The sequence below is a fragment of the Devosia sp. genome (genome assembly GCF_965229025.1).
In the GTDB taxonomy this organism is placed as follows: Bacteria; Pseudomonadota; Alphaproteobacteria; order Rhizobiales; family Devosiaceae; genus Devosia_A.
Genome location: NZ_OZ245853.1, coordinates 2,965,675 through 2,991,400 on the forward strand (window position 1 = coordinate 2,965,675; position 25,726 = coordinate 2,991,400).

The following is a 25,726-nucleotide window of genomic DNA, read 5'->3' on the forward strand; positions in this document are numbered from 1 at the left end:
TTCGATGACCCTTGGCTCAGCCGGGACTTACGCCGTCTGGCGGTCGAACTGGCCGTTCTTCATGAAGCGCCACAGATAGGTGGGGAGAACCGCCTCCATCGGCGTGGGCGTCACGCCGAAGGCGGCGAGCGTGCGGCCTTCACGGATGGCTGCATCGGAGACGACGTTATCGGCCTGGAGGCTCTCGACCTGGTCGGCGGTGAGCAGCGGCTTGAACGGCAGCAGCGCAAACGGCAGCGCCATGAGCTTGCCCACCCCGGCCGGAACCGGCACCAGAAGGTTATTGCGCAGAGTGTCGCGCAGCACGCGCTCATGCAGTTCGCGGTTGGTCTCGATCTCTGGGCCGCCCAGTTCATAGACCCTGCCCGGCTTCACCTTGCCCTCGATGGCACCGACAAAGGCCTCGGCCACATCGCCGACATAGATCGGCTGGAAGCGGGTCTTGCTGCCGAGCAGCGGGATCACCGGCAACATCCGGACGAGCGAGCCCAAAAGGTTGAAGTAGCCATCGCCCTGCCCGAAAATGATCGAGGGGCGGATCACCACCGCATTGGGGAACGCGGCGAACACTTCTGCCTCGCCCAGCGCCTTGGTGCGGGAATAGGCAGAGGGGCTCTGCGCATCGGCGCCAATCGCCGACATGTGGATGAGGCTCGTCACGCCGGCAGCGCTGGCGGCCTGCGCGACGTTGCGCGCGCCCATGGTCTGCACGGCACGGAAGCGTTGCTTGCCGGCCTCGTAGCCGATGCCGACGAGGTTGATGACGATATGGGCGCCCTTTACGGCGCGCTCCACTGATTCGAGGTTGCGGATATTGGCCTGGATCGGCATGACCTGGCCGACGCCGCCCAGCGGCTTGACGTGCCCCGCAAGATCGGGCCGGCGCACCGCCACCCGAATCCGGTAGCCCTTGCGGGCCAGCAACTGGATGATCTGGGTCCCGACAAAGCCCGAGCCGCCAAAGATGGTGACCAGGTTCTTGGTGTTATCCATGGCTCGGGAAGCTCCGCTCGGCTGGGGTGAAACAAGGCACAGAAATCAAGGTTCTGCCGCTTCTAGCGTGAGCCCCGGACCCTGTCGAGAGCCGAGGCGAGCCGACGCCGAACGCAGTGTCGCACCACAAAGGAAATCTCCAGGGGAATTGCCCGATTGACAGCCCCCCACCGATCCCCTAGTTAGCGGCGCCCATCGGTTTGCCCTGGTGGCGGAATTGGTAGACGCGCACGGTTCAGGTCCGTGTGTCGAAAGACGTGGAAGTTCGAGTCTTCTCCAGGGCACCAATGGACGATCGAAAGAGGCCTCCCCCGCGGGAGGCCTTTTGTTTTGGGCGGGCCGGCTCCGAGTCAGTGTGGAGATGCGGTCAACCGCGGTCTTCCTCCACCACCTTGAACCGTCCCACTGCTGCCGCCGCTTCCTGCCGCATGGGCTTGCCGTTTTCGTTCCGCGGCAGCGTGTCGGTGACGTAGAAGCGTTGCGGCGCTTTGGATTGGCCGAGTTTTTCCACCGCGGCATCGCGGATTTCGGCGAGGCAGCGGCGGGAGGCGCCGGGCTTCAGGGTGGCCACAATGGCGAGGATTTCACCGTCAAAATCGTTGCGGTCGATGAAGCAATAGCCATCTCGCACATCGGGATGCGCCTGGATGATTTCGTCCAGTTCCGACGCATTGAGCTTTTTGCCGCCCACATTGAGGACGTCCCCGGTGCGGCCGGTGATGCAGAGCGCGCCGGTGGCATCCAGCCGGCCCAGGTCGCCGGGATAGAACCAGCCATCTTTGAAGACCTGCGCCGTGAGCTCGGGCTCGCCGATGTAGAACGGGGCCGGCCAGGGGGCTTTGACGCGGACGATACCCTCGACCCCGGCCGCACACAGCCTCTCGTCGGCATCAAGGATTTGAACTTCAACGCCCTCAACGGGCTGGCCGGTCGAGCCATCAAAGGCCGCGACGTCAGTGATGCGGCCGAGCGTCATGGTTCCGGCTTCGGTGGCCCCATAGAGCACCTGCACCTCGTGGAAATACCGCAAGGCGGTGGCAACGAACTTCGCCGTTACCTGCGCGCCGGTGACCCTGACGGAACGGATCTTTTTTGCAGGCGGCGCGGTGCGCTCGAAGATAGCAAGGGAGAGCTGAGCGGGCGAGCCCATGATGCGATTGACGCCCATCGCCAGCAATTGCCCCCACGGCGCCCAGTAGGCGTTGGTGCCGCCATGAACGAGATTGAAGGCGTTGATGCGCGCGCCGACATAGCTCAGCGGCGAGAACAGATTGAGCAGTGTGAGTGGCGCGCCACCCTCGAGGTCCGCGACGGAACTGCGGTTCCACAGGGTGCCATAGCTGATCGGCATGTATTTGAGCTTGCCGGTGGTGCCCGATGAATGGGCGATCATCCAGGTGGCGTCAAGGCTGGTGGCGCCGGCGAACTGACCCAGCGCCGCTGCGTTGCTCTGCTCCGGCTTGAACCAGCCCGCGTCGATGACAACGGCGTCTGCCCGTTCGGTGCCAGGGCCAAAAGTGAAAACGTGCGTGGTCCCAGCAAAGGGCGCTGCGGTGCTGGAGGCAAGCGGCGCCCAGCGGGCCCCGAGCAGCCCGATTGCCCCGATTGCGGCCAAGGCGGCAAGCAGGTCTTTGGTGAGGAGTGCGACAGTCGAGTTGCCATCTACCCCCAGCGCCCGCATGCGCAGAGCGAAGCTGATCGTCAGATCGGCGTAGGCCCCGTAGGCGACATTGCGCCCGGCAGCTGCGACCGCTACGGCGCCGGGGCCGCGATACGCCCTTTCGAGGGCGGCGATGGCATAGTTCCCGGTCATTGCGGCGCACTCGAGCTTTCGACACCAACCGAAGTAGTGGAGAGCGTTGTGCCCGTAAAGGCACCAAACTGCCTCACACCTCGATCAGCACATATCCCCCGACCCCCGCCGCCGCCTCGCGCCGCATCGGCTTGCCGTTCTCGTTCCGGGGCACTTTGGCGGCGATATAGAAGCGTTGCGGAGATTTCGATTTGCCCAGTTTGGCGATGGCCGCGTCGCGGATTTCGGCGAGGCAACTGGGGTTAGCGGTGGGGGTGAGCGCGAGGACGACGGCGAGGACATCGGCGCCGAACTGATCGCGGTCGATGAAGCAATAGCCGTCCTGTACCTCTGAATGTGCCTGGATGATCTCGTCGAGCTCAGCTGCGTTGAGTTTACGGCCCCCGGCATTGATCACATCACCGGTGCGGCCGGTGATGGTGAGCGCGCCAGTCGAATCGAGCGTGCCGAGATCGCCGGGGTGAAACCAGCCGTCCTGGAAATAGGCGGCAGTCAATTCCGGCTCGCCGATGTAGCCGGGAACGGCCCAGTCCGTCTTCACTCGCACCATGCCCTCAGTGCCAGCAGGGCATGGCCGGCCGTCCGCGTCGAGAATCTCAACAACGGCACCCTCATAGGGATGGCCGGCCGACCCATTGTATTGCGCCGCATCGGTGTAGACGGCCAGCGTCGTGGTGCCCACTTCGGTGGCGCCGTAAAGCACGTACAATTCGTCGAAATAGCGCAGCGCGGTTTCGACGAATTTCTGAGTTACGGCCGCACCGGTCACCTTGGCGGAGCGGATCTTTCGGGCCGGCGGTGCCGTGCGGCTGAAGATGGCGGAGGTAAACTGGGCGGGTGAGCCCATGATGCGGTTGACGCCGCCAGCCAGCAACTGCTCCCAGGGGGCCCATTGCGCGTTGGTGCCGCCGAGCACCAGATTGCCGGTGCCGATCTTGGCGCCGATATAACTCAGCGGCGAAAACAGGGTCAGGGTTGTGGGCGGCGCGCCATCCTGAAGTTCAGGATTGGCGATGCGTCGTCCCACCGCCTCATAGCTCAATGGCATGTATTTGAGTTTGCCGGTGGTGCCCGAGGAATGGGCGATCATCCAGGTGGCGTCAGGAGTTGCGGCGCCGGCAAAGCCAGTGAGCGCAGCTTCGGTCGACACCCCGGCATCGAGCCAGTTCGGATCGATCGCAATACCGCCGGGACGTTCGGCACCGGCGCCGGAGGTCAGCACGTGTGTCGTGCCGGGAAAGGTTGCCGGCGCGATGTCCGCCAATTGTACCCAGCGCGCGCCAAGCAGGCCAACCGCTGTCACCGCGGCGATAGCCAGCGGCAGGTCCTGGATGGCCAGCGCCACAGTCGCGTCGCGGCCAACGCCAAGCGCCTCCAGCCGCCGCGCGAAATTAACTGTCAGATCGGCGAAGCGCTGGTAGCTGACTTTTCGCTCGGCCGAGAAGGCCGTGGCGTCGGGCTGGCTATAGGCCCGCTGGAGCGCGGCAAAGGCAAAGTTGCTGGTCATCGGGTCGCGTCCGCAATCGGTAAAAGCGGCATAGTTTCTGCGCTTTACGGCCACGGAGCAAGCGGGCGGAGGCGTTCCGCCGGGACAAGCCCAAAGCCGGGGCGCATCCTCATTTTTAGAAATGGGCCCACATTCTGACTGGGGGACAGAGATTTCGCACAGAGGGTGCAAACAGCTTGAAGCAGCGCGATCAGTGTCGAAAGCACCTCCGGCAACCATCAATTCAAACTCTGCTTGCAATACTGAGTTAAGAAAGAGTTAACTACGAGCGCTCGCCTGCGCAGGGGGTGGTGCGACGCTTCCAGATGTCTGGAAACCTGCGGCTTAGCGGGCTTGTGGGTGCGATATGAGTAACAGTGCGTTTGGGGGCGAAGATGCCCCGGAGCCGATGGGGCTGACCCCAAATCGGCTCAGTTGGCTGCGTGGCTCGTTGTGGACGCTGTCAGCGGCTTTGCTTTTCGGTCTCGGGCTCCAGAGCCCGGTATTCGCTGATGCCCCGATGGGCACCGCAGTGGCAGTCCGCCAGGACGCGTCGCTGGTCGGCGCGACGCAGGTCACGCTGCTGCAGGGCAGCGACCTGTTCGAGGGCCAGACCATCAAGACAGGCCCGGTGGGCGAAGTTCAGGTGATCTTTGCCGATGACACGCACCTGGTGGTGGGTCCGAATTCGGCACTGATCGTCGAAAAATACCTGATGCGCGCCGATGGCACGGCCGGCAAGTTTGCCGTCAATGCGCTGGCCGGCACGTTCCGGTTCCTCACAGGGAACAGCGAAAAGAGCGCCTACCAGATCATCACGCCCACCGGCACGTTGGGCGTCCGCGGTACCAAGTTCGATTTTACGGTGGATCCGCATACGGGCCAGACCAAGGTGGTGTTGTTCGAGGGCCAGGTGTTCCTGTGTGCCCGCTCCAAAGACTGCGTGACCATTTCCGAGCGCTGTTCGGTGGGCGCGGTCAACACCACGCGCGATGCCGAACTGTTCGACCAGAAGTCACAGAAGCGCGAAGTCGCCAATGCCGATTTCCGCTACGTCGAGTCCCAGCAATCGCTGAAGACCGATTTCCGCGTAAAGAAGCCGGGCGAGTGCGGCTCAGGTGCGCCTGCAATTGTCCTCAACAAGATTGCCGATAGCGGTGCACCTCCGCCTCCGCCGCCTCCTCCGCCTCCTCCTCCGCCTCCTCCTCCGCCGCCGCCGGTCTGCGATCCCCCCGGCGACGGCCATGATCATCCCGGCGATGGCCATGAGCATGATGATGAAGACGGAGACGACGAAGGTGGTATGGGTCCCGGCGGCGGGATGGGCCACGGAATGGGGAACGGGATGGGCCGCTAGGGCCCATTTCTCGGCCCATTGCGGCGCTGTATCCGAAGCGGCCCGTCGCGGGCCGCTTCCGCGGCTCTTAGCTTTCGACGTAGCTGAACAGTACGCGCCGCACTTCGGCCTCGTCTTCGCGCACCAGTGCCTCACCCAAAGTGGCGAGTGCTGCCTCGAGGTCGCCCGTGCTGCGGGCAGCGGGGGGTGAGCGGAGGATCTTGGGCTGCCCGGTGCGCTCGGCATTGGCGGGATCGAAGAACAGTTCTTCGGTCAGCTTTTCAGCAGGGCGCATTCCGGTTTCGACAATTGCGATGTCGCCTGCCGGGTTGTCCGGCGATTTGACGGTCAGTCCGGCAAGCCGGATCATGTTCTCTGCCAGCTCGAGGATCGACACCTGATCGCCCATTTCGAGCAGGAAGATATCCCCGCCTTTGCTCAAGGCACCGGCCTGGACGATCAGTTCGGCTGCTTCGTGGATCGACATGAAATAGCGCGTCATCCGCTTGTCCGTGAGGGTCACCGGGCCGCCGGTGGCGATCTGTTCGCGAAACAGCGGCACCACCGAGCCGTTCGAACCCAGCACATTGCCGAAGCGCACCGAACAGAAATGGCGCATGCGGCCGTCGTCCTTGGCGCCGAAATGCCGGACGATCAGCTCGGCCCAGCGCTTGGTGGCGCCCATCACGCTGGTCGGCCGCACCGCCTTGTCGGTGGAAATCAGGACGAAGTGCGGGACGCCCGCTTCTGTCGCCGCCTCGACGAGGGTGCGCGTCCCCATCACATTATTACGCACGCCTTCGAGCATATTGGCTTCAACCAAAGGCACGTGCTTGTGGGCCGCCGCGTGAAAGATCACGTCAACATGGTCATTGCGCAGGATGCGCCGCACCAGCGGGGCATCGGCGACCGAGCCGAGTACCGGCAGCACCGGGGTCTCGCAGGTTGATTTGAGGTGCCGCTCGATTTCGTAGAGCGCGAACTCGTTGGCTTCGAGGAGGATGAGCTTTTTGGGGCCCCAGCGCACGATCAGCCGGGTCAGCTCCGAGCCGATCGAGCCGCCCGCGCCCGTCACCAGCACCGTCCGCCCGGCGAGAAGGCTGGTGAACAGCGCCGGATCGCCTGGCACGGCCGAGCGGCCGAGGAGGTCGTCGATGGCGATCTCGCGCAGCTGGCTGACGAGGTACTTGCCCGATACCAGGTCGACGATTGCCGGCAGGGTGCGGATCTTGACCGGCTGGCGGCTCAGCTCGGTGACGATCTCGCTGCGCCGGCTGGCATCGGCGGAGGGGATCGAGAGGATCACCTCGCGCACGCCGCGATTGCGGATCAGCTCTTCGAGCTTTTGCGGCGGGTAGACCCGGAACCCCGCCACATCGCGGCCCCAGAGCCTCGGATCATCATCGATAAACGCAGCGACGAAGTGCCGGCTCTGCGCCGATAGCGCCTCGGCGAGCTGGCTGCCGGCTGATCCGGCGCCATAGATGACGACGCCTGCAGCCGGCCCGGCCTGTCGCTCCGGCAGCCAGAGCAGCGTCTTGGCCACAAAGCGCGAGCCGACGATGACAATGGTGCCAAACAGAAAATAGAACACCGGCACGGTGCGCGGAAACACCGCCATCCGCGTCGCTTCGGCCAGAAACAGCGCCGCCACCCAGCTCAGGGTCGCAAGCGCCATGGCCTGGATCATGGTCCAGATGGCGCGCTCGGGCAGATAGCGGATCACCGCGCGATAGAGCCCCATGCGGATGAACACGGGGATCGCCACCACCGGCGCCAGAAGGATGAGGAGGATATGCGGCAGGGTCGGGGAGAACACGCCGAGCCGGACGCTGAAGGCAAACCAGAGCACGCCAAGGAGCGCGAGGATATCAAAGCCGATCAGCAGGAGGCGCTTCATGCCCCGTGGCAAGCCACTGAGTTTATCTCTGATCGAACCCAACATTGCCGACTGATCCCGCCGCCCCAAGCGCAGCTGGCTGGTTGTAGCGATGCGCCCCGGCCTTTCCAACGCCTTTATGCTGTGGCATCACACCCCCACTGGAACCAGGATGTCAGCATGACGATCAGATTGCACCGGGGCGACCTGCCCGACCTCTCGCGCTATGGCGGCAAGGAGGTGGCGATCGACACCGAAACCATGGGGCTCGACCCGCGCCGCGACCGGCTCTGCGTGGTGCAGCTGTCGCCCGGCGATGGCAGCGCCGACGTGGTGCAGATTCCTGCGGACCTCAAGGACGCGCCGAACCTCGTCAAGCTGCTGGGCAACCCCGCAGTCACCAAGATCTTCCACTACGCGCGCTTTGATATCGCGGTGCTGAAGCACCGGTTCGGAATCGTCACCGGCCCGGTCTACTGCACCAAGATCGCCTCCAAGCTCGTTCGCACCTATACCGACCGGCACGGCCTCAAGGACCTCTGCCGCGAACTGCTCAATGTCGATATGTCCAAGCAGCAGCAGAGCTCTGACTGGGGCGCCGACAAGATCTCCGACGCACAGCTCGAATACGCCGCCTCTGACGTCCTCTACCTCCACGACCTGAAGCGCCATCTCGATCGCATGCTGCGCCGCGAGGGCCGGAGCGAACTGGCCGCAACCTGCTTCGGCTTTCTTCCCGCACGCATCGAGCTCGATCTGCTCGGCTGGGACGAAAGCGATATCTTCGCGCATAGCTGATGGCCCTGGTGGCGTCGCCGGATAGCCCGCCGGATCAGGCCGACCGCGACCGCGTGCATACGCGTTTGCGGCGACGCAACCGGCTGGTGCGGCTCCTCCGCTGGGTGATCCCGGCGCTGGCGGCCACCGCGCTGCTGGTTATCGGCGGCGCGCTGGTCCTCGATGCGCTGCGCAACCAGTTCGGCTTTTCCAACATCCACATCGATCGCAACAACCTTGTGGTCGATACGCCGGAACTGCATTCCACCACCGCTGATGGTACGGCATTCTCACTGTCGGCGGAGGCGGCTAAGGCTGCGATCGGCTCCACCGATGTGGTCGATCTGACCAATGTGGTGTTCAGCGCCACCCCGGCCCAGGGCCCTTCCCTGAAGGCCGAAGCGGCGAGCGCCGAACTCCAGACCAGCGAGCAATTGCTGACCGTGGTCGACACCACACATTTTTCGAGCAGTGACGGCATGTCCGGCACGGTCGATGGGCTCTTCGCCAATATGCTCAAGATGCAGGCCGAAGCGACAGGCGCAGTGCACGCACAGTTCGGCGCGCTGGGCACGCTCGATGCTGCGGGGATGCGCTTTGACGGCAATACAAAGATATGGGTATTCCAGCAGGCGCGGATTACGCTCAACATCACGCCAGGAGAGTCCAAGTGAGAAACCTGCTGCTCAGTCTGGCGCTGCTGCTCGGACTCGCCATCTCCCCCGTCCTCGCTGCAGGCATCCCGGTGGAGATCAGCGCCGATACCTTCACCGTCGATGAGGGGAAGCAACAGGCGACTTTTTCCGGCAATGTGGTGATCAAGCGCGAGGGCATGGACCTCACCGCCAGCGAAGTCGTGGTGCTTTACGGCAAGGGCGGGCAGTCCGACATCAAGTCGCTCACCGCCACCGGCAATGTGAAAATCAAGACCGCCGGCCAGCAGGCAACCGGCGATACCGCAACGTTCGACCCGGCGACGCAGACCATCCGTCTCATCGGCAATGTCGCCGTGGTCAATGCGCAGGGCACGCTGAAGGGGCCGGAACTCGTGGTCAACCTTGCCAACAATACCTCGACCTTCAAGGGCAGCCAGAGCGGCCGCGTGACCGGCGTATTCACCCCGAAATGACCTCGCCCGATATCGATACCGAGTTCGACCAGTCTGGCTGGCTGGTGGCGCGCGGGCTGCAGAAGCGCTTTGGCCGCCGCACGGTGATCGCCGATGTTAGCCTCGCGGTGCGACGCGGTGAAGCCGTCGGCCTTCTCGGTCCCAATGGCGCGGGCAAGACCACGGTTTTCACCATGATCATGGGGCTGGTGAAGCCCGACAAGGGGACCATCGAACTCGATGGCCGGCCGATCACCGACCTGCCGCTGTTCCAGCGCGGGCGGCTCGGCATCGGCTACCTGCCGCAGGAGCCCTCGATTTTTCGCGGGCTGAGCGTCGAGGGCAATATCCTCGCCGTGCTGGAAGGGCATGTCCCGCGCAAGGCCGACCGGATGGCACGGCTCGAAGAACTGCTCGACGAGTTCGCCATCTCCCACCTCGCCAAATCAAGCGCCCTGGCTCTGTCAGGGGGTGAACGCCGGCGCGTCGAAATCGCTCGCGCGCTCGCCGCCGATCCGCTGTTCATGCTGCTCGATGAGCCGTTTGCGGGCGTCGATCCGATCGCCGTCGCCGAGGTCAAGGCGCTGGTCCGGCAGGTCACTGAGCACGGCATCGGCGTGTTGATCACCGACCACGCGGTGCGCGAAACGCTGTCGCTGGTCGATCGCGCCTACCTCATCCACGATGGCCGCGTAATGATCGAGGGCAGCCCCGAAACCATCGCCGCCGACCCCGAAGCCCGACGCGTCTATCTGGGCGACAGTTTCTCGGTCTAGCCCAGACAAAAAAGGCGGGCCCTTAGACCCGCCTTGCAACATTCACTATTCCTGACGGATCAGGCAGCGACAGCCAGCCAGTTCGGCGCAATCGCGGTGCCACGGCCGAGGCCATAGCCGAAGCGGATGTTGAGCATGCCAAGCGGCTCGACCAGGCGGGCGCCATCAAGGCCACCAACGCGCTCCACCGCAAAGCCGGACTTCGTAACGATTTCGGCGACTGCATCGACGGCAGCGGCATCATCGCCAGCAAGGAACACCGGGACCGAGGTGGTTGCAGCAGTCGAGGCATCGAAGAGGCTTGCAAAGATCGTGTTGTAGCCCTTCACGACCTTGGCGCCCTTGGCGAGCGCCTGGATTTCCTCGGCGGCCGAGGTGGTGTGGCCGATCGCGAGGCCCGAGAAATCGGGCTTGATCGGGTTGGTCGGGTCGACAACGATCTTGCCATTGAGGGCGCCGGACTTGGCGACTTCCAGCGCATGGGCATAGGGCAGTGCCAGGACGACGATATCGGCGACGGCGATTGCCTTGGCGTAGTCGGTCACATTGACGCCAACGCTCTTGGCGAAGGCTTCAGCGGCGGCCACGTCACGGGCGCCGAGCACCAGTTCAGTCTTGCCAGCGAGGCGCTTAGCGAGACCCTTGCCGACATTGCCCAGACCCAGAATTGCAACAGTCATTTTTCTCTCCATCGGTTTGATGCGGTTTCGATTTCCGTGATGTCTATCTACGCCGCCAGTTCGGAGTATAGAATGCACGCCATTGACGCTTCACTCTTGCGAAAATGTATCGAATGGCAGAGCTCACCAATCTCGAGACCTTTGTGACCGCGGTGAAAGCTGGCAGCTTTGCCGCCGCCGCGCGCCTCCTCGACATTTCGCCGGCCATGGTCGGGCGGCGGGTCCAGGCGCTGGAGGAGGAGCACGGCGCCCGCCTGATCGAGCGCACCACCCGGGCGCAGCGGCTGACAGAATTGGGTGAGAGCTTTTTCGCCCAGGCGGAAACCGTGCTCGAAGCCATGGCAGAGTTGGGGGAACTGACCCGCTCTGAGCCCGGGCAACTGACCGGCCGCATCCGGGCGACTGGCCCCGCGACCCTCGGCATCCACCGGCTCGCGGCGGTGGTGGCGCGGTTCTGTGAGGCGAACCCGGAAGTGGTGGTGGAACTGTCGCTCAGTGACCGGCGCGCCGACCTCATTGCCGAAGGCTTCGATCTCGCGATCCGCATCGGCGAGTTGCAGGCCTCCTCGATGATCGCCCGCACGGTGGGGACCTACCAGTTGATGTGCGCGGCAGCGCCCGAATACCTCGCGGCCCACGGCACACCGATGACGCCGGGCGAACTCAAGGGACATCGCTGCATCCTCAACCTCAACATGAGCCCGCGCGGCCGCTGGCCCTTTTTCGGGCCGGGCGGGGCCAGCATCATCGCCGAGGTCGAAGGCGGGCTGCAGATCGACAATGGCGAAGCGCAGCTGTCGGCCGCGCTCGCGGGCGCGGGCGTCGTCTATCTGCCGGTCGATCTGGTGCGGGGCCCGATTGCCGACGGCCGGCTCGTCCATCTCTTGCCGCACTGGCAGACGATGACGCTGCCGATCCACATCCTCTACCCGTCGCGGCGGCTGGTTCCCCGCCGGGTCCGTGTCTTCATGGATGCGATCGCTGCCGCACTCGCCGACTAACCCCATGGTCGGGTTAACTTAAACTGCTAACCTAATAGATCGTTTTGTCGTGAGCGGGCTGGCCGGCTGCCTACGAATTTAGTAAAACTGCTTAGATGAGTGCAGTGGTTGGCAGAGTATCGCCGTCGGAGTATTTGCGTTCGATCCTGCGCCGCGAGGCGGTGGAAGAGGACGCCAGCTCCAATTTGCGCGCGCTCGAAGGCAAGGTCGACCGGCTCTGCGGCAACTGGGGCGGCCGGCATTTGCTGGAAGTCTACCCCACCGGCGCCTTCGAGAAGCGGATGGCCAACAAGTCCGGCGTCAATATCGATTTCCTGCTGTCGCTCAGCCCAGAGACCCCGTTCCGGATCGCAGAAATCTACGAATCGCTGGCCGGCGCGCTGAAGCGCCAGGGCTTTTCCCCGATCCGCCGTCCGGTATCGCTGGGCATCAATCTCGACGGCACCGAGATTGACCTGATCCCCGCCAAGCGCGAGGCTCTCTCGTCCGACGTGCACGAGTTGCATTCGACCAGCAGCGGCTTTTCGACCAAGACCAACCTCACCCAGCACGTGCTCGATGCGCTGGAGAACTCGCGGCACGAAGAGGTGCGGGTACTCAAACTCTGGCGCGACCAGAACGGGCTCGACCTGCCCTCGTTCTACCTCGAGCTCACCAGCTATGCCGCCCTGCGCCGCCGGCCGCTGGGCGAACTCGCGGACAATGTCTGGATGGTGCTGGGCTATCTCGAAAGCCTGTTCGTGGCGCGTGGCGTGCTCGATCCAGCCAATGCCAATAACGTGGTGTCGTCCGAGTTGACGACCGTTGCCAAAAAGCGCGTTGCCCAGGCAGCAGCGGCCGCTCGCGCTGGCCGTCCGTGGTCTGAAATCGTCCGCTAGAGGGGCCTTTGCGCCTCACCCCTGCCTTAGTCAGACTTGTTAAATCCAACCTGCTACACCTCATCTATCAGCTCTGCGGATGGACCGTGGGGGAGGACGAAATGTTCGATCACAAGGAAACCCTGTTCCACGTCGCCAGCCAATTGGCGCGCCGCCTCGCCACCCACCTCCGCGATGCCCTGGCGCCGTTCGGGCTCCACCCCGCGCAATTCACGGCGCTGGCCGAGATCGCCCATCGCGAGGGCCTGACGCAGGCCGAACTGGTGAGCCGGCTGGAGCTTGAGCAACCCGGCGTCGCCCGCACCCTCTCCGGCCTTGAAGCCGAGGGCTGGATCGAAAAGAGCACCGTGGGCAAGGGCCGCGCGCAGGGGCTCTATCTCAGCGAGAAAGCCAAGGACGTCCTGCCCAGGGCCGCCGCCGCCGCAGCCGACGCCGACCGCGCCGCGTTGCGCTCACTCAGCAAGACCCAGGCCTGGCAATTGCTCGACGAATTGGGCGAACTCGCCGCTGCTAATCGCTGAAGTCTAGCGTGCAGCGAGCAGCGCTGTGACGGGCGCGGGCGGCGCCGCATCGAAACGCGGCATGAGCACGATGACAGCCAGAGCCAGGAGCCAGATCAAGCCGCGCAGATAGGCCTTGTTGATGGTGATGCGCTCTGCCATGTGAAGGCTCCGCTGGTGGGATGCACTATCCGTGCACGCTGCCGTTACAGACTTGTGACGCCCCCCTTGCACTCCCCCAACTCTCCCCCTATAACGCCGCCTCTTAACCGGACAGCCCGGCCGAAAGGCATGCCGTGGCCGTCCAGAATGCAGGCTCCCGCGGGAGCCACCCTAACAGGACAAGCAAAATGCCAAAAATGAAGACCAAATCGGGCGCCAAGAAGCGCTTCAAGATGACTGCGAGCGGCCGCGTCAAGGCGGGCGTCGCAGGCAAGCGGCACAGGCTGATGAGCCACGACGCCGACTATATTCGCTCGCATCGGGGAACCAAGATCCTCAAGAAGGGCGATGAAAGTCTGGTCAAGTGGTACATGCCGTATAACCGTTAAGGAGCCGCACAAAAATGTCACGCGTTAAGAGAGGCGTTACCGCCCACGCCCGCCACAAGAAGGTCCTGAAGGCTGCTTCGGGTTTCTACGGCCGCCGCAAGAATACCATCCGTACCGCCAAGGCTGCCGTCGACAAGGCCGGCCAGTATGCGTACCGCGACCGTCGCGCCAAGAAGCGCAACTTCCGCGCCCTGTGGATCCAGCGCATCAACGCGGCTGTCCGCGAGCATGGCCTGACCTATGGCCGATTTATCGACGGCCTCCTGAAGGCCGAGATTGCGGTCGACCGCAAAGTGCTCTCCGATCTCGCGATCACCGAGCCTGCAGCGTTCGCCCAGCTCGTCGTGCAGTCGAAGAAGGCGCTGGAGTATCTCGGCTCGCTCGAGACCACTACTCACGAGCGTATCTCCGCCTAATCTCGCCTTCTATGAGGCCCTAAGCTAAGCCTTGCGCCATCCGGTTGATCCGGGATGGCGCGGGGCTTTTTCATTTGCCCTGCCCGCACTCGATTTTCTCGCCGCTTCTTTCTTGCCGCTCTCCCGAGCGGTTCGCCCAAGCCACGCCAGCTCCGGACCTGATCCATGTCGCTCGACGCCCAGATCGCCACCCTCCGCACCGAAATCGCCGCCGCGGTCACTGCCGCGAGCGATGAAGCCGCCATCGAGGCGGTCCGCGTCGCGGCACTGGGCAAGAAAGGCTCCGTCTCCGCGCTCCTTGCCACCCTCGGCGGCATCGCTGCTGAGGAGCGCAAGTCCGCCGGCGCGGCGATCAACGGGCTGAAGACCGAAGTCACGGCGCTGATTGAGGCCAAGGCCGGTGACCTCGCGAAGTCCGCGCTCGATGCCCGCCTTGCGTCCGAGCGCGTGGATGTCACCCTGCCGGTGCGCCCCACGCCCACTGCCGAGGGCCGCATCCATCCGGTGAGCCAGGTGATCGACGAGATCACGGCGATCTTCTCCGACATGGGCTTTTCGATCGCCGAAGGTCCCGACATCGAGACCGACTGGTACAATTTCACCGCGCTCAACTTCCCCGAGGGCCATCCGGCCCGCGAGATGCACGATACGTTCTTCATGGCGCCGTCGCCCGATGGGGTGAAGCGCGTGCTCCGCACCCACACCTCACCGGTGCAGATCCGCACCATGCTCAAGGGGAACGAAAAGCCGGCAGCGCCCTACCTCACGCCCGCGATCGATCCGCCGATCCGCGTGGTGATGCCCGGCCGCACCTATCGGCACGACAGCGACCAGACCCACACCCCGATGTTCCATCAGGTCGAGGGGCTGGTCATCGACAAGAGCTCGCATATCGGCCAGCTGCGCTGGGTGCTGGAGGAGTTCCTCAAGGCGTTCTTTGAGGTCGACAACGTCACGCTCCGCTTCCGCCCGAGCTTTTTCCCCTTCACCGAGCCGTCGATGGAAGTCGACGTGCAGTGCGACCGCTCTGGCGCCGAAGTGAAGATCGGCGAGGGCAAGGACTGGCTCGAGATTTTGGGCTGCGGCATGGTGCACCCCAACGTGCTCCGCAATTGCGGGCTCGACCCCGATGTCTACCAGGGCTTTGCCTGGGGCATGGGGATCGATCGCATCGCCATGCTCAAATACGGCATGAACGACCTCCGCGCCTTCTTCGATGCCGACAAGCGCTGGCTCGACCACTACGGCTTCCGTCCCCTCGACCTGCCGACGCTGTTCGGGGGGTTGAGCAGCTGATTTAATCGTGGCCACAAATAAATGAGTGTGGTAGATGAAGTTGGAGTGGGACGAAGAGAAGAGGCAAGACGCGCTTCGAGAGCGACAACTGGACTTTGCGGATGTCGAAAAGTTCGACCCAGACAGTCTCGATACGCTCGAGGACAAACGCTTCGACTATGGCGAGCGCAGATACATCACCTATGGCCATCTCGATGGCAGACTGTGCCTCTATTGCTGGACGTGGCGAGGCAGCCGAATGCGAGTTATCTCAATGAGGAAAGCAAATGACCGCGAACTCAAAAGCTATCAAGCGCGACAGGCTTCCCGGCACACTTGAGGGGCGCCGACCCGGAGAGTCTCTGGACGATTTCGAAAAGCGCGTTGGTGATGATATTCCAGAACTGACCGAGGAGGACATGGCGCGGGCGAGGCCGATGCGCGAAATGTTCCCCGAGATCGTGGAGGCCTTCGAGCGCGCCCGTGGCCAGCGCGGCCCGCAGAAGACCCCGGTCAAGGACCGTGTCGGCCTGCGCCTCGACCACGACGTGGTCGAGCATTTCCGCGCCACCGGTCCCGGCTGGCAGAGCCGGATCAACGACATCCTTGCCGAGCATGTGAAAAAGCACGGCACTTGACGGGTCACCGCTTCCCGCGCTCTTGACCAGCGCAATCGATCTCGCCTCGCGCGTTCCTCACACCTGCAGGAATAGCAGCACTACGCACCGAAAGTATCCGACCCATGAAGTTCACCCTCGACTGGCTTAAAGAGCATCTCGACACCGCCGCCTCTGCCGAGGAGATCGGCAAGGCGCTGACCATGATCGGGCTCGAGGTCGAGGAGATTGTCGATCCTGCCGAAAAGCTGCGGCCGTTCGTGGTCGCAAAGCTCGTCGAGGCGACTGATCACCCGAACTCCGATCACCTCCATCTTTGCAAGGTCGATGCGGGCACCGGCAGCCTGATCGATGTGGTCTGCGGCGCGCCCAACGCGCGCACCGGGATCAAGTCGGTCTTCGCCTTCCCCGACACCTACATTCCGGGCAAGGATTTCACCCTCAAGGCCGGCGTCGTCATTCGCGGCGCGCCGTCGAACGGCATGCTCTGCTCGGCGGCCGAGCTTGAGCTTTCCAATGACCATGACGGCATTATCGAGCTGCCCGACGACGCGCCCATCGGCGTCTCCTATGTCGATTACGCCAAGCTCGGCGGCGCGGTGATCGATATCTCGATCACCCCCAATCGCGGCGACGCCACCGGCGTCTATGGCGTAGCGCGAGACCTCGCGGCGTTCGGCATTGGCACACTGAAGCCCACCGACATGTCGCCGGTTGCCTCGAAGGGCAAGAGCCCGATCGCGCCGCTGCCGCACCAGTTCGAACCCGGCGAGCCCAAGGCGATCCGCAAGTTTGCCGGCCGCTATATCAAGGGCGTCAAGAATGGCCCCTCGCCCGACTGGCTGCAGCAGCGCCTCCGCGCTGTCGGGCTCCGTCCGATCAACGCGATCGTCGATATCACTAACCTCGTTTCCCTCGGCTGGGGCCGGCCGCTCCATGCCTATGACCCCGACAAGATCGTCGGCCAGCCGGTGCTCCGCAATGCGCGAGCGGGCGAGAGCTTCGATGCGCTCGACAACAAGGTCTACACGCTCGATGCGACCATGACCGTCATCGCCGACGATCAGGGCCCGCTCTGCCTCGGCGGCATCATGGGCGGCATCCGCTCGGGCTGCACCGACGGCACAACCAACGTCTTCATGGAATGCGCCAGCTGGGATCCCGATCTCATCGCGCAGTCCGGCCGCAAGACCGGCATCGTCTCCGACGCCCGTTACCGGCTCGAACGCAATGTCGATCCCGCGCTGACCGAGCCCGGCCTTGAGCTCGCGACCCGCCTCGTCCTCGCGCTCTGTGGCGGCGAGCCGATGGAGCCCGCGATCTCGGGTGAAGACGTGTTCCCCAATACCGTCGTCGATTTCCCACTCTCCGAGGTCAAGCGCCTCACCGGGCTGCAGGCGAGTGCCGATGAGGTGGAGGCGATCCTTGCCCGGCTCGGCTTTGTGGCCGAGGGCACGGGCGACCACCGCAAGGTCCGCGTCCCCTCCTGGCGTCCCGATGTCACCATGAAAGCCGATCTGGCCGAAGAGGTGATGCGCATGGTCGGGGTCGACAACGTCCCCGTCGAACCGCTGCCGCGGCTCAATCACGTCGCCCCGCGCATGCTGACCACGCTGCAGAACCGCCGCCGCCTCGCCCGCCGCACGCTCGCCGCCCGCGGGCTCGACGAAGCGATCAACTGGTCGTTCATTTCCGCCCCGGAAGCGCAACGCTTCGGTGGCGGGGCGGCTGAGCTGAAGCTCGCCAATCCGATCGCGTCGGAACTCACCGACATGCGCCCCTCACTACTGCCGGGGCTCCTCGGCGCCGCGCAGCGCAACGCCAATCGCGGCTATGCCGACCTCAAGCTCTTCGAAGTGGGCCAGGTGTTCCTCTCGATCACGCCCGAGGGCCAGCACACTTATGCCACGGGCCTCCGCATGGGCGGTTCGCGCCACTGGCAGGGGACGGGCAAGGTCTCGGTGTTCGACGCCAAATCCGATATCGCGGCACTGCTCGATGCCATGGGCCATGACATCGACAAGCTGCAGCTCGTCGCCGAGCCCGCCTCGTGGAGCCATCCGGGCCGCGGTGGCCGCATTCAGCTCGGCCCCAAGCTCACCATCGGCTGGTTCGGCGAAATCCACCCGATGCTTTTGGCCGAATACGGCCTCACCGGCCCGATCGCGGCGTTCGAGCTCGATCTCGACGCTATCCCCGAGCCGCGGAAGAAGCCGACCCGCACCAAGCCGCTGCTGAAGCTCAGCGACCTGCAGCCCCTGAGCCGCGATTTCGCCTTCGTCGTTGATCGCGACGTTGCGGCAGCGAGCCTGATCCGCGCCGCGCGCAATGCCGACAAGGCGCTGATCACCGGCGTCGAAGTGTTCGACGTTTTCGAAGGCAAGGGCGTCGGCGAGGGCAAGAAATCCGTCGCCATCGCTGTCACGCTTCAGCCGGCCGACAAGACGCTGACCGACGAGGAGATCGACAAGCTCTCGGGTGCCCTGGTGGCCGCTGTCACCAAGGCCACCGGCGGCCTCCTCAGGACCTGAGACAAGATGAACCGGGTCCCACGCGCAGACGAAATCGAGGCCGGGCTCGGCCTCGAACTGCCCGCGCCATCGCTCAGCTCAGGCGAAACCATCCTCCGCCGGGCGGTGCTGGTGGTGGCGATCGGGCTCAGTTGCGTTCTGGGCTATTTCACCACCTATGTGCTGCTGGTGCTGATCGTCCTCGTCGCCGCCTATTTCTGGCTGCGGCGCAGCAGCATAGCGATGCCGTTCGATCTCCCCGCCAAGCTGTTCCTCGGCGCCTTCGCACTGCTGTTCATTTCCGCATTGGTCACGGCGCAGCAGCCGGTCGATATCCTCCAGACGCTCAACTTCGCGGCCATGCTGTTTTACGCGCCGCTGGCGGCCCTGTTCCGCCGCGCCGCGACACCCGCCAACAGCCGCAAGATCGCCGATTTCGCGCTCGTTGGTGCTGCCGCCGGGCTCTGCGTCTCGCTCTATTTCACCTATATCGAGGGCCTGCCGCGCGCCGGGCTCGGCTCGTTCTTCACCGATCCGATCCGGCTCTCCAACACCGCGCTGATCGTCGGCTTTTTCGCCATGATCGGGGCCGCGGCGAGTTCGAGCTACCAGCGTTTCATCTACGCCCTGGGCCCACTGCTGGCGCTGGTGGTGATCTTTGCCTCGGGCTCCCGCGCCGCGCTGATCGCCTTTCCGGTGCTGCTGTTCGTTGCGGCGCTCCTCTTGGTCAAGCACAAGTGGCTCGCCATCGGCGTCAGCCTTGGCCTCGCCGTGGGCTTTGCCGTCATCGGCTATGTCGCCGATCTCGCGGGCGCGCGTTCATCGACGCTGTTCGAAATCCTCGGGCGCCTCGCCGGCGGCGATAACCCCGCCGATCTCGGCACCACCATCCGCTTCATCCTCTATCGCGCCGGGTCATTCGCCTTCCTCGAGGCCCCCGTCTTCGGCCACGGCTGGAGCCGGCTGATGAGCTCGATCCTCCCCTATCTCGCGGTCTACGAGCAGGTGCATGCGCAGCTGCCGCACCTCCACAACGACGCACTCAACTTTGCAGTGGCCGCCGGGATATTCGGCATCGCGGTCTACCTCATCCTCCTCGTCACGCCCGTCCTCTGCTGCCTCCGCAGCCCGCGCGACAGCCAGTACCGCACCCGGCTCTATGGCTGCAGCCTGCTCTCGATCAGCTACTTCGTCCTCGGCCTCCCCGACACGATGCTGAGCTTCACGCTCCACAACACGCTGTATGTGGTGCTGACGGCAATGCTGCTGAACTATTGCCGGGACGAGGCGGTCTAGGCGCCCCCTCCACCAAGCTGCGCTTGGTCCCCCTCCCCGTAAACGGGGGAGGATCAGAGGTGCACTCCAGCCGCGCGGCGAGATCCTCCCCCGTCGGAGACGGGGGAGGGGCACCACCCGAGGGGTGGTGGAGGGGGCGCCCTTAGCCGCCTTTACCGCAACGGCCGGCTATCGATCAGCCCGCCCTTGCTCGCCACCTCGATCGCCGCGATCTCCTCGGCCGAGAGCTCGAGATTATCCAGCACACCGAGGCAATCCTTCAACTGTTCCAGCGTTCGGATGCCGATCAGCGCCGAGGTCATTTCCTTCCGCCGCAATACCCACGCCAGCGACAGTTGCACCATGGTCTGCTTCCGCGCCTTGGCGATTTCACCGAGCTTTTCGACAGCCTCGAGCACCCGCGGCTCCAGCCGGTTGGCGCTCAGCGAATAGTTCTCCGAAGCCCGCGTCCCGCTGAGGTCGCCTTTCAACGCATTGTACTTGCCCGAGAGGATTCCCTGCTGCAGCGGCGAGAAGGCGATGATGCCGATCCCCAAATCGTGGCAGGCATCGATGGTCTTGTCGTCCTCGATCCAGCGATTGAGGATAGAATAGCTCGGCTGGTGGATCAGGCAGGGAACGCCCATTTCCTTCAAAATCCGGTGCGCCTCGCGGGTTTGCTTTTCGGGGTACTGCGAGATGCCGACATAGAGCGCCTTCCCCTGCCGGTGCAGTTGCGCCAGCGCGCCCATGGTTTCTTCGAGCGGCGTTTCGGGATCGAAGCGGTGGGAATAGAAGATATCGACATAGTCGAGCCCCATGCGCTTGAGGCTCTGGTCGGCCGACGCGAGCACATACTTGCGCGAGCCTTTGTTGCCATAGGGGCCGGGCCACATGTCCCAGCCGGCCTTTGACGAAATGATCATCTCGTCGCGATAGGGGCGGAAGTCGCGCGCCATCACGTCGCCGAACAGCTCTTCGGCGGCGCCGGGCGGCGGGCCGTAATTGTTGGCGAGGTCGAAATGGGTGACGCCCTTGTCGAAGGCATAGCTCAGCATTTCGAAGGCGGAGGGATAGTCCCGCGTGCCGCCGAAATTCTGCCACAGCCCCAGCGAGATCACCGGCAGCTTCAGCCCGGATTTGCCGGTATAGCGGTATTGCATGTCGCCATAGCGAGCGTCGCTGGCCCGATAGGTCATTGTCATCCTCCCGATGTGTCGAAGTTGCCCGGTGGGGCCTGCCGGTGCTAAACGGGGCCGAAATGTCCGAGCATGTTGAAATTTCCACCGCCAGTCTGACGCAAAGCCAATCCCCCTTCAAGGTTCTGGCGCTCTACAAGTTCGCCGATCTCGGCGATTGCGCGGCGCTGAAACAGCCGCTGGCGCTGTTCTGTTGCGCCCGCGGCATCCGGGGCAGCTTCGTCCTCGCGCCCGAGGGGATCAACGGCACTGTGGCGGGAACAGACGCCGCCATCGACCAATTGATGAGCTGGTTGTTGACCGATCCGCTCTGGGCCGGACGCCTCGCTGGCGCGGAAGCCAAGTTCTCGACCGCCGAAACCATGCCGTTCCTCCGCATGAAGGTGCGGCTCAAGCCCGAGATCGTGACGCTCCGCGCGCCCGAGGCCGACCCGTCGCAGCAGGTGGGCACCTATGTCGAGCCCGAGGACTGGAACGGGCTGATCGCGCGCAATGACGTGATCCTCGTCGATACCCGCAACGACTACGAGGTGAAGCTCGGCACCTTTTCCAACGCGCTCGACCCGCATACCCAGAGCTTTGTCGAGTTCAAGGACTATGTCGCCAAGACGCTAGATCCCGCGCGGCACAAGAAAGTCGCGATGTTCTGCACCGGCGGCATCCGCTGCGAGAAGGCGTCGTCCTATCTCCTCTCACAGGGCTTCGAGGAAGTGTTCCACCTCAAGGGCGGCATCCTCAAATATCTCGAAAAGATCCCCGAGACCGACAGCCGTTTCAACGGCGAGTGCTTCGTCTTTGACGAGCGCGTCTCGGTCACACACGGGCTGAGGGAAGGCGAAGCGCTGCTCTGCCGCGCCTGCCGCAACCCGATGCTGCCGCACGAAGCAGTGGGCAACCTCTGCGCCACCTGCGCTGCAGAAACCCCCGAAGGTGTGATCGAGCGCGAGCACCAGATCACCCTCGCCCGCCAGCGCGGCGAAGCCCACATGGGCGACGACGCAGTCGCGATAGCCGCCCGCAACAAGGCCGCCAAGATCGCCCGCCGCGAAGCCAGCAAGGCGCTGGCCGCAAAGGTCCGGGCCGAGTCTTCTCCCTAGACACTCGTTTGAATAGAAAGGCCCCCTCACCCGGCCTTCGGCCGACCTCTCGCCCAGAGGGAGAGGTGACGAGGTGGCGCGATCGTGCCTCAGCTCACCTCTCCCTTCGGGGGAGAGGTCGCCGCGCAGCGGCGGGTGAGGGGGCCTTTTCTTCAAGCGACTTGGCTATATGCGATCACCCTTCCTCCATGGGAGGCACCTCCCGCCCCGTTGACCTTCCCCATCAGCATATTCAATATGTCCCGCAGCATTTCCGCCCCTTCCACACCCCACTCATAAGCGCCTGTGATCCATGGACCTCGATCAGATCAAGACCTTCGATCGCATCGCGCAGGACCTGAGCTTCACCAAGGCCGCGGCGCGGCTCAACGTGACGCAGGCGACGGTGTCCATGCGGATGCGGGCGCTGGAGGATCTGCTCGGGGTCACGCTGTTTCACCGCGGGCGCACCATCACGCTCACCGACCAGGGGATGACCTTCCTTCCCTATGCGCGGCGCATGCTGGCAGCAGCGCAGGAGGCAAAGGAAGCGCTGCGCCGGGTTGAGCGCGGCCGTGTCTCGATCGGCTCGTTGCGCAGTCTCGTCTCGCCTCTCATCACCGAGTCGTTGCTCCGCTTTCAGGACAAATACCCCTCGGTCGATGTGGTGATCAACGAAGGCCGGCAGAACCAGATCGCCACGATGCTGCACGAGCGCGAAATCGAGATGGGGATCCTCTGCTGGCCCAATCTCGACCCGCTGCTGACCGACCTCGAACCGCTGCTGCTGATGCGCGAGCGCGTGCCGCTGGTCGCAGCGCCGCACATTGTCGCCGAACTCGGCCCCAACCCGCGCATCGAGGAGGTGCTGAAGCGGATCCCCCGGTTGATTTCGATCCCCTGGTGGCAGGCCTATCCCGATCCGGCGCTGGCGCTGTTCCGCCGCGCCTCGGTGTCGGTGGAACTGCCCACCGGTCCGGCCCGCCGGCTGGCGGTCAAGGGCGAGGGCGTCGGGTTCTTCGTGATGAGTTCGGTCGCATCTGACCTCGCCGCAGGGCGGCTCGCCGAAATCACGCCTTCCGACATGGACCCGGTGCACCGCGACATCGCCATGGTGGTGCGCAACCTTGCCGTGCTCGATCGCCCGATGCTGCGTGATTTCGCCATCGAGATCGCCTCCGAATGCGCCAGCGTCGGCACGGTGCTCGAATCCCGGCTTGAGCCCGGCCGGAGCGCCGCATGAGTGCCAATGAGACACCGCTGGCCGTGCAGGCGGTGGATTTTGCCACCGCTGACGGCATGGCGTTGCTCGGCGCCCTGCGCGCCCGGCTCGGGCTTGAGATCACCGCCGAGGAAGCAGCCGATATCAGCAACGTCACAGATCTTCATGGCTTATTGGTCGTCAAATCGCTGCTCGAACGCGACCCGGCCGGCCCCTGCGGCACGGAGCTGACCTTCTACCGCCTGCGCCGAGCGCTGCGCGGCATGCGTGCGGGCAAGGATATTCGCCTCACAACGCCCCTCACGCAGTTACAAGTATCCTCCCCCCGCCAGGCGCTGCGTGAACTCGGCAAACGCACCGGCCTCGCCCAGCCCGTGCTGGCGCTTAAGCCGTTCGACAGGTGGATTCTCCTCACCACCGGAGTGGCCGTCACGGTCTGCCTCGGCTTTGCCGTCGCCGGACGCGATTATTTCATCGAAACGCTGCTCACCGCCGGCCTCGTGGTGGCCCTCGTCATCCAGCAATGGTGGGCGCCGCGGCGCTACCCCGAAAACCTCGTGACCGTGGGCGACCTCACCCAAGAGGTCGCGCGGCTCAATGCCGACCGGCAACTGCCCGCCGTGGCGCGGTCGGACTCCTCAACGCTGTGGAGCATCCTCGTCGAGGTCCTGCTCGATATCGCCCACCAGCGCAGCCCCGACGTCACCCCTGCCGGCGGACGCCCGAGCTAGGCGATTCCGGCGGCCTTCGCCGCGTCGGCAAAGCCGCGGCTCACCGGCAGGCGTAGCCCGTTGGGCAGTTCGGCAAAGACCTTGCCGTCGCTCCGCACCACGCGGCTCACGGCGGCCAGCGCCACCCAGTGCGAGCGGTGGATCTGGACGCCCGGCACGCCCGTCGTCTCCCGGATTGCATCGGAGAGGCGCAGCAGCACCAGCGTCTTGCCGCGCTCGGTCAGCACCTCGACATAGTGATCCTCCACCACCAGCGCCCAGAGCGCTCCACGTTGCGGCAGCGGCACGCGCTCAAGGATGGGCGGCGGGGTGGCTCCCTGGTCGCTCAAGACCGAGGCGGCCGCCGCAGCAGGCGCGGTCCTCCGCCGCAACTGCACGCCGATCAGGCTGATCGCGAGGGTGATGACGACGCAGTTGAGCCACAGCGCGGGCAGATAGCCCAATACGGTCTTGCCCATCGCCACACTGTCGATCACCGCCATCAGCACCGTCACCAGCGTGCCGGCGAGGACAGCGCCGATCCCGATGCGGAGGTTTGGTGAGGCGATGCGCGGCTTCAGCAACTGGTTCACGAGGTAGATCGTCGAAAAGCAGACACTGGTGCTGCTGATCACCACAACCAGCCAATAGACCAGCCGCTCGGCGAGGTTCAGCCGTTCCTGCGTGCCGAACGGGCCGGAAATGCCGAGCACCAGCACCACGGCCGCCAGACCGCTCAGCGCCATTGGGGACGAGAACGTTGCCCGCAATTCACGAAGCGTGAGTTGCAACGCCTTGCGATCCACGACGCCGTCCTTCCGTTCCCGAATATCGATTTGAGTGCCCAAGCTTTGCCAGCCATCCAGGCCCGGCAAGCCGCACCGATGCGGCGCCACCATAACCTGTGAGATACAAAATGCGCCCCTCCTTGTTCCTGTCTATCCCTGTCCTCGTTGCCCTCAGCACGGCAGCCGAGGCTGCCATGCCCGGCTCAGCCGATGCCGGCTTGCTTGGCAATATCGTGAGTCATACCCCGTTCTGGGTGTGGGTCCTCCTGGTGGGTCTCATTGCTCTCGGCCTCAAGTGGACCCAGCCGCGCCAGACCGGCCTCGTTGGTATCTTCGCCGTTCCAGCCATCATGGTGCTGCTCTCGCTCAGTCACCTGCTCTCCGATGGCCTGTCGATGGTGAGCCTTGCCGCGCTGGCGCTCGGGGGGTTGCTGGGCGTGGCGGCGGGCCTTTCGCTCGAACGCCGCTATCGGCCAACTGCGCTGGGCGGTGGGCGGCTGCAGCTTGCTGGCGAATGGACGCCGCTGCTGGTGATGCTCGGCGTGTTCCTCACCCGCTATGCCGGCGCCGCGGTCGCCGCCGCAGCGCCAGTCGTTGCCGAAGGTCTCGAGTTCCGCCTGACGCTTGGAGGCCTCTCCGCCTTCTTTGCCCTGCTGCTGGTGACCCGCACCACGCTGCGGCTCCGCGTGGCCCTGGGGCCGATCGCGGATCCGGCCACCGCCTGAGGAACCAGCACTACCGCCAAATGTGCCCGGCGCGAAGGAATCTCCTCTGCGCTAGGCCGACTACGCGAACAGGGTATTCCCAATTGCCAGCATGCCCCTACCCATCGGCGAGCGGGGCCGCTAAGACAGGCCAGC

27 protein-coding genes and 1 tRNA gene are annotated in these 25,726 nt (G+C 64.5%); 20 read left to right on the forward strand and 8 right to left on the reverse strand.

What is annotated here, in order from left to right; translation table 11 throughout:
* Positions 1-27: 27 nt before the first annotated feature.
* On the reverse strand, positions 28-993 hold the full coding sequence (locus tag ACO06J_RS14420) for a complex I NDUFA9 subunit family protein (RefSeq protein WP_421761413.1): 966 nt from the start codon (positions 991-993) through the stop codon (positions 28-30).
* 202 nt (positions 994-1,195) lie between these two features.
* Between ACO06J_RS14420 and ACO06J_RS14425 the strand changes: the two genes are divergently transcribed.
* Positions 1,196-1,280, forward strand: a tRNA-Leu gene (locus ACO06J_RS14425).
* Between the two features lie 80 nt (positions 1,281-1,360).
* Here ACO06J_RS14425 and ACO06J_RS14430 read toward each other — a convergent pair.
* Together ACO06J_RS14430 and ACO06J_RS14435 are read right to left on the reverse strand one after the other, a co-directional pair.
* Positions 1,361-2,806, reverse strand: a complete 1,446-nt coding sequence (locus ACO06J_RS14430; RefSeq protein ID WP_421761414.1) for an ANL family adenylate-forming protein — start codon at positions 2,804-2,806, stop codon at positions 1,361-1,363.
* A gap of 73 nt (positions 2,807-2,879) precedes the next feature.
* The gene (locus ACO06J_RS14435) at positions 2,880-4,313 is read right to left on the reverse strand and encodes a class I adenylate-forming enzyme family protein (protein WP_421761415.1); all 1,434 of its coding nucleotides are present in this window, start codon (positions 4,311-4,313) and stop codon (positions 2,880-2,882) included.
* 346 nt (positions 4,314-4,659) lie between these two features.
* Here ACO06J_RS14435 and ACO06J_RS14440 point away from each other — a divergent pair, with 346 nt between their 5' ends.
* Entirely contained in the window at positions 4,660-5,649 is a 990-nt protein-coding gene (locus ACO06J_RS14440) for a FecR family protein (RefSeq protein ID WP_421761416.1), read from the forward strand.
* Positions 5,650-5,716: 67 nt separating this feature from the next.
* Here the strand turns inward: ACO06J_RS14440 and ACO06J_RS14445 are convergent, their stop codons facing one another.
* Positions 5,717-7,528 carry a polysaccharide biosynthesis protein gene (locus tag ACO06J_RS14445; RefSeq protein ID WP_421761417.1) on the reverse strand — a complete coding sequence of 604 codons (1,812 nt, stop codon included), beginning with the start codon at positions 7,526-7,528 and terminating at the stop codon, positions 5,717-5,719.
* A gap of 159 nt (positions 7,529-7,687) precedes the next feature.
* On the opposite strand from ACO06J_RS14445, the gene ACO06J_RS14450 reads away from it, so the two are divergent.
* The 4 genes from ACO06J_RS14450 to lptB are packed head-to-tail and all read left to right on the forward strand — an operon-like array spanning position 7,688 to position 10,168.
* Positions 7,688-8,305 (forward strand): ribonuclease D, encoded by a 618-nt coding sequence (locus ACO06J_RS14450; RefSeq protein WP_421761418.1) that lies wholly within the window; start codon positions 7,688-7,690, stop codon positions 8,303-8,305.
* Entirely contained in the window at positions 8,305-8,958 is a 654-nt protein-coding gene (locus tag ACO06J_RS14455) for a hypothetical protein (RefSeq protein ID WP_421761419.1), read from the forward strand. Before ACO06J_RS14450 ends, ACO06J_RS14455 begins: the two co-directional genes overlap by 1 nt.
* Complete coding sequence (lptA, locus tag ACO06J_RS14460) at positions 8,955-9,413, forward strand: lipopolysaccharide transport periplasmic protein LptA (protein WP_421761420.1); 459 nt, start codon at positions 8,955-8,957, stop codon at positions 9,411-9,413. The genes ACO06J_RS14455 and lptA overlap by 4 nt, the downstream gene beginning before the upstream one ends.
* Positions 9,398-10,168: an LPS export ABC transporter ATP-binding protein gene (lptB, locus tag ACO06J_RS14465; protein ID WP_421762518.1), complete on the forward strand. Its 771-nt coding sequence runs from the start codon at positions 9,398-9,400 to the stop codon at positions 10,166-10,168. Before lptA ends, lptB begins: the two co-directional genes overlap by 16 nt.
* 59 nt (positions 10,169-10,227) lie before the next feature.
* Here lptB and ACO06J_RS14470 read toward each other — a convergent pair whose 3' ends face one another.
* Positions 10,228-10,848, reverse strand: a complete 621-nt coding sequence (locus ACO06J_RS14470) for an NADPH-dependent F420 reductase (RefSeq protein ID WP_421761421.1) — start codon at positions 10,846-10,848, stop codon at positions 10,228-10,230.
* A gap of 113 nt (positions 10,849-10,961) precedes the next feature.
* On the opposite strand from ACO06J_RS14470, the gene ACO06J_RS14475 reads away from it, so the two are divergent.
* The 3 genes from ACO06J_RS14475 to ACO06J_RS14485 all read left to right on the forward strand — a co-directional run bounded on the left by ACO06J_RS14475 (position 10,962) and on the right by ACO06J_RS14485 (position 13,248).
* Entirely contained in the window at positions 10,962-11,849 is an 888-nt protein-coding gene (locus tag ACO06J_RS14475; protein WP_421761422.1) for a LysR family transcriptional regulator, read from the forward strand.
* A gap of 95 nt (positions 11,850-11,944) precedes the next feature.
* Positions 11,945-12,727 carry a hypothetical protein gene (locus tag ACO06J_RS14480; RefSeq protein ID WP_421761423.1) on the forward strand — a complete coding sequence of 261 codons (783 nt, stop codon included), beginning with the start codon at positions 11,945-11,947 and terminating at the stop codon, positions 12,725-12,727.
* A 101-nt stretch (positions 12,728-12,828) separates the two neighbouring features.
* On the forward strand, positions 12,829-13,248 hold the full coding sequence (locus ACO06J_RS14485) for a MarR family winged helix-turn-helix transcriptional regulator (RefSeq protein WP_421761424.1): 420 nt from the start codon (positions 12,829-12,831) through the stop codon (positions 13,246-13,248).
* A gap of 3 nt (positions 13,249-13,251) precedes the next feature.
* Here ACO06J_RS14485 and ACO06J_RS14490 read toward each other — a convergent pair whose 3' ends face one another.
* Complete coding sequence (locus ACO06J_RS14490; protein ID WP_421761425.1) at positions 13,252-13,389, reverse strand: hypothetical protein; 138 nt, start codon at positions 13,387-13,389, stop codon at positions 13,252-13,254.
* Positions 13,390-13,577: 188 nt separating this feature from the next.
* On the opposite strand from ACO06J_RS14490, the gene rpmI reads away from it, so the two are divergent.
* From rpmI to ACO06J_RS14525, 7 genes are all read left to right on the forward strand, one after another.
* Positions 13,578-13,778 carry a 50S ribosomal protein L35 gene (gene rpmI / locus ACO06J_RS14495; RefSeq protein ID WP_421761426.1) on the forward strand — a complete coding sequence of 67 codons (201 nt, stop codon included), beginning with the start codon at positions 13,578-13,580 and terminating at the stop codon, positions 13,776-13,778.
* Between the two features lie 14 nt (positions 13,779-13,792).
* Positions 13,793-14,194, forward strand: coding sequence for a 50S ribosomal protein L20 (gene rplT, locus ACO06J_RS14500; protein ID WP_421761427.1), 402 nt, complete (start codon positions 13,793-13,795; stop codon positions 14,192-14,194).
* Between the two features lie 165 nt (positions 14,195-14,359).
* Positions 14,360-15,490: a phenylalanine--tRNA ligase subunit alpha gene (pheS, locus tag ACO06J_RS14505; protein ID WP_421761428.1), complete on the forward strand. Its 1,131-nt coding sequence runs from the start codon at positions 14,360-14,362 to the stop codon at positions 15,488-15,490.
* 34 nt (positions 15,491-15,524) lie between these two features.
* Positions 15,525-15,809 (forward strand): BrnT family toxin, encoded by a 285-nt coding sequence (locus ACO06J_RS14510; RefSeq protein ID WP_421761429.1) that lies wholly within the window; start codon positions 15,525-15,527, stop codon positions 15,807-15,809.
* A complete protein-coding gene (locus ACO06J_RS14515) occupies positions 15,757-16,107 on the forward strand; it encodes a BrnA antitoxin family protein (protein ID WP_421761430.1) in 351 nt (116 codons plus the stop codon). The genes ACO06J_RS14510 and ACO06J_RS14515 overlap by 53 nt, the downstream gene beginning before the upstream one ends.
* A gap of 104 nt (positions 16,108-16,211) precedes the next feature.
* Positions 16,212-18,617 carry a phenylalanine--tRNA ligase subunit beta gene (gene pheT, locus ACO06J_RS14520; protein WP_421761431.1) on the forward strand — a complete coding sequence of 802 codons (2,406 nt, stop codon included), beginning with the start codon at positions 16,212-16,214 and terminating at the stop codon, positions 18,615-18,617.
* Positions 18,618-18,623: 6 nt separating this feature from the next.
* Positions 18,624-19,892, forward strand: coding sequence for an O-antigen ligase family protein (locus ACO06J_RS14525; protein WP_421761432.1), 1,269 nt, complete (start codon positions 18,624-18,626; stop codon positions 19,890-19,892).
* A 152-nt stretch (positions 19,893-20,044) separates the two neighbouring features.
* On the opposite strand, the gene ACO06J_RS14530 is transcribed toward ACO06J_RS14525, so the two are convergent.
* Positions 20,045-21,070: an aldo/keto reductase gene (locus tag ACO06J_RS14530; RefSeq protein ID WP_421761433.1), complete on the reverse strand. Its 1,026-nt coding sequence runs from the start codon at positions 21,068-21,070 to the stop codon at positions 20,045-20,047.
* 62 nt (positions 21,071-21,132) lie between these two features.
* Between ACO06J_RS14530 and ACO06J_RS14535 the strand changes: the two genes are divergently transcribed.
* The 3 genes from ACO06J_RS14535 (at position 21,133) to ACO06J_RS14545 (ending at position 24,099) form a co-directional block, all read left to right on the forward strand.
* Positions 21,133-22,167, forward strand: a complete 1,035-nt coding sequence (locus tag ACO06J_RS14535; RefSeq protein WP_421761434.1) for a rhodanese-related sulfurtransferase — start codon at positions 21,133-21,135, stop codon at positions 22,165-22,167.
* A 292-nt stretch (positions 22,168-22,459) separates the two neighbouring features.
* Positions 22,460-23,389 (forward strand): LysR family transcriptional regulator, encoded by a 930-nt coding sequence (locus ACO06J_RS14540; protein WP_421761435.1) that lies wholly within the window; start codon positions 22,460-22,462, stop codon positions 23,387-23,389.
* On the forward strand, positions 23,386-24,099 hold the full coding sequence (locus ACO06J_RS14545) for a hypothetical protein (protein ID WP_421761436.1): 714 nt from the start codon (positions 23,386-23,388) through the stop codon (positions 24,097-24,099). Before ACO06J_RS14540 ends, ACO06J_RS14545 begins: the two co-directional genes overlap by 4 nt.
* Here ACO06J_RS14545 and ACO06J_RS14550 read toward each other — a convergent pair.
* Positions 24,096-24,884, reverse strand: coding sequence for a LytTR family DNA-binding domain-containing protein (locus ACO06J_RS14550; protein WP_421761437.1), 789 nt, complete (start codon positions 24,882-24,884; stop codon positions 24,096-24,098). The two genes, ACO06J_RS14545 and ACO06J_RS14550, sit on opposite strands and share 4 nt — an antisense overlap.
* 110 nt (positions 24,885-24,994) lie before the next feature.
* Here ACO06J_RS14550 and ACO06J_RS14555 point away from each other — a divergent pair, with 110 nt between their 5' ends.
* Positions 24,995-25,591: a DUF6622 family protein gene (locus ACO06J_RS14555; protein WP_421761438.1), complete on the forward strand. Its 597-nt coding sequence runs from the start codon at positions 24,995-24,997 to the stop codon at positions 25,589-25,591.
* The last annotated feature ends 135 nt before the right edge of the window (positions 25,592-25,726 follow it).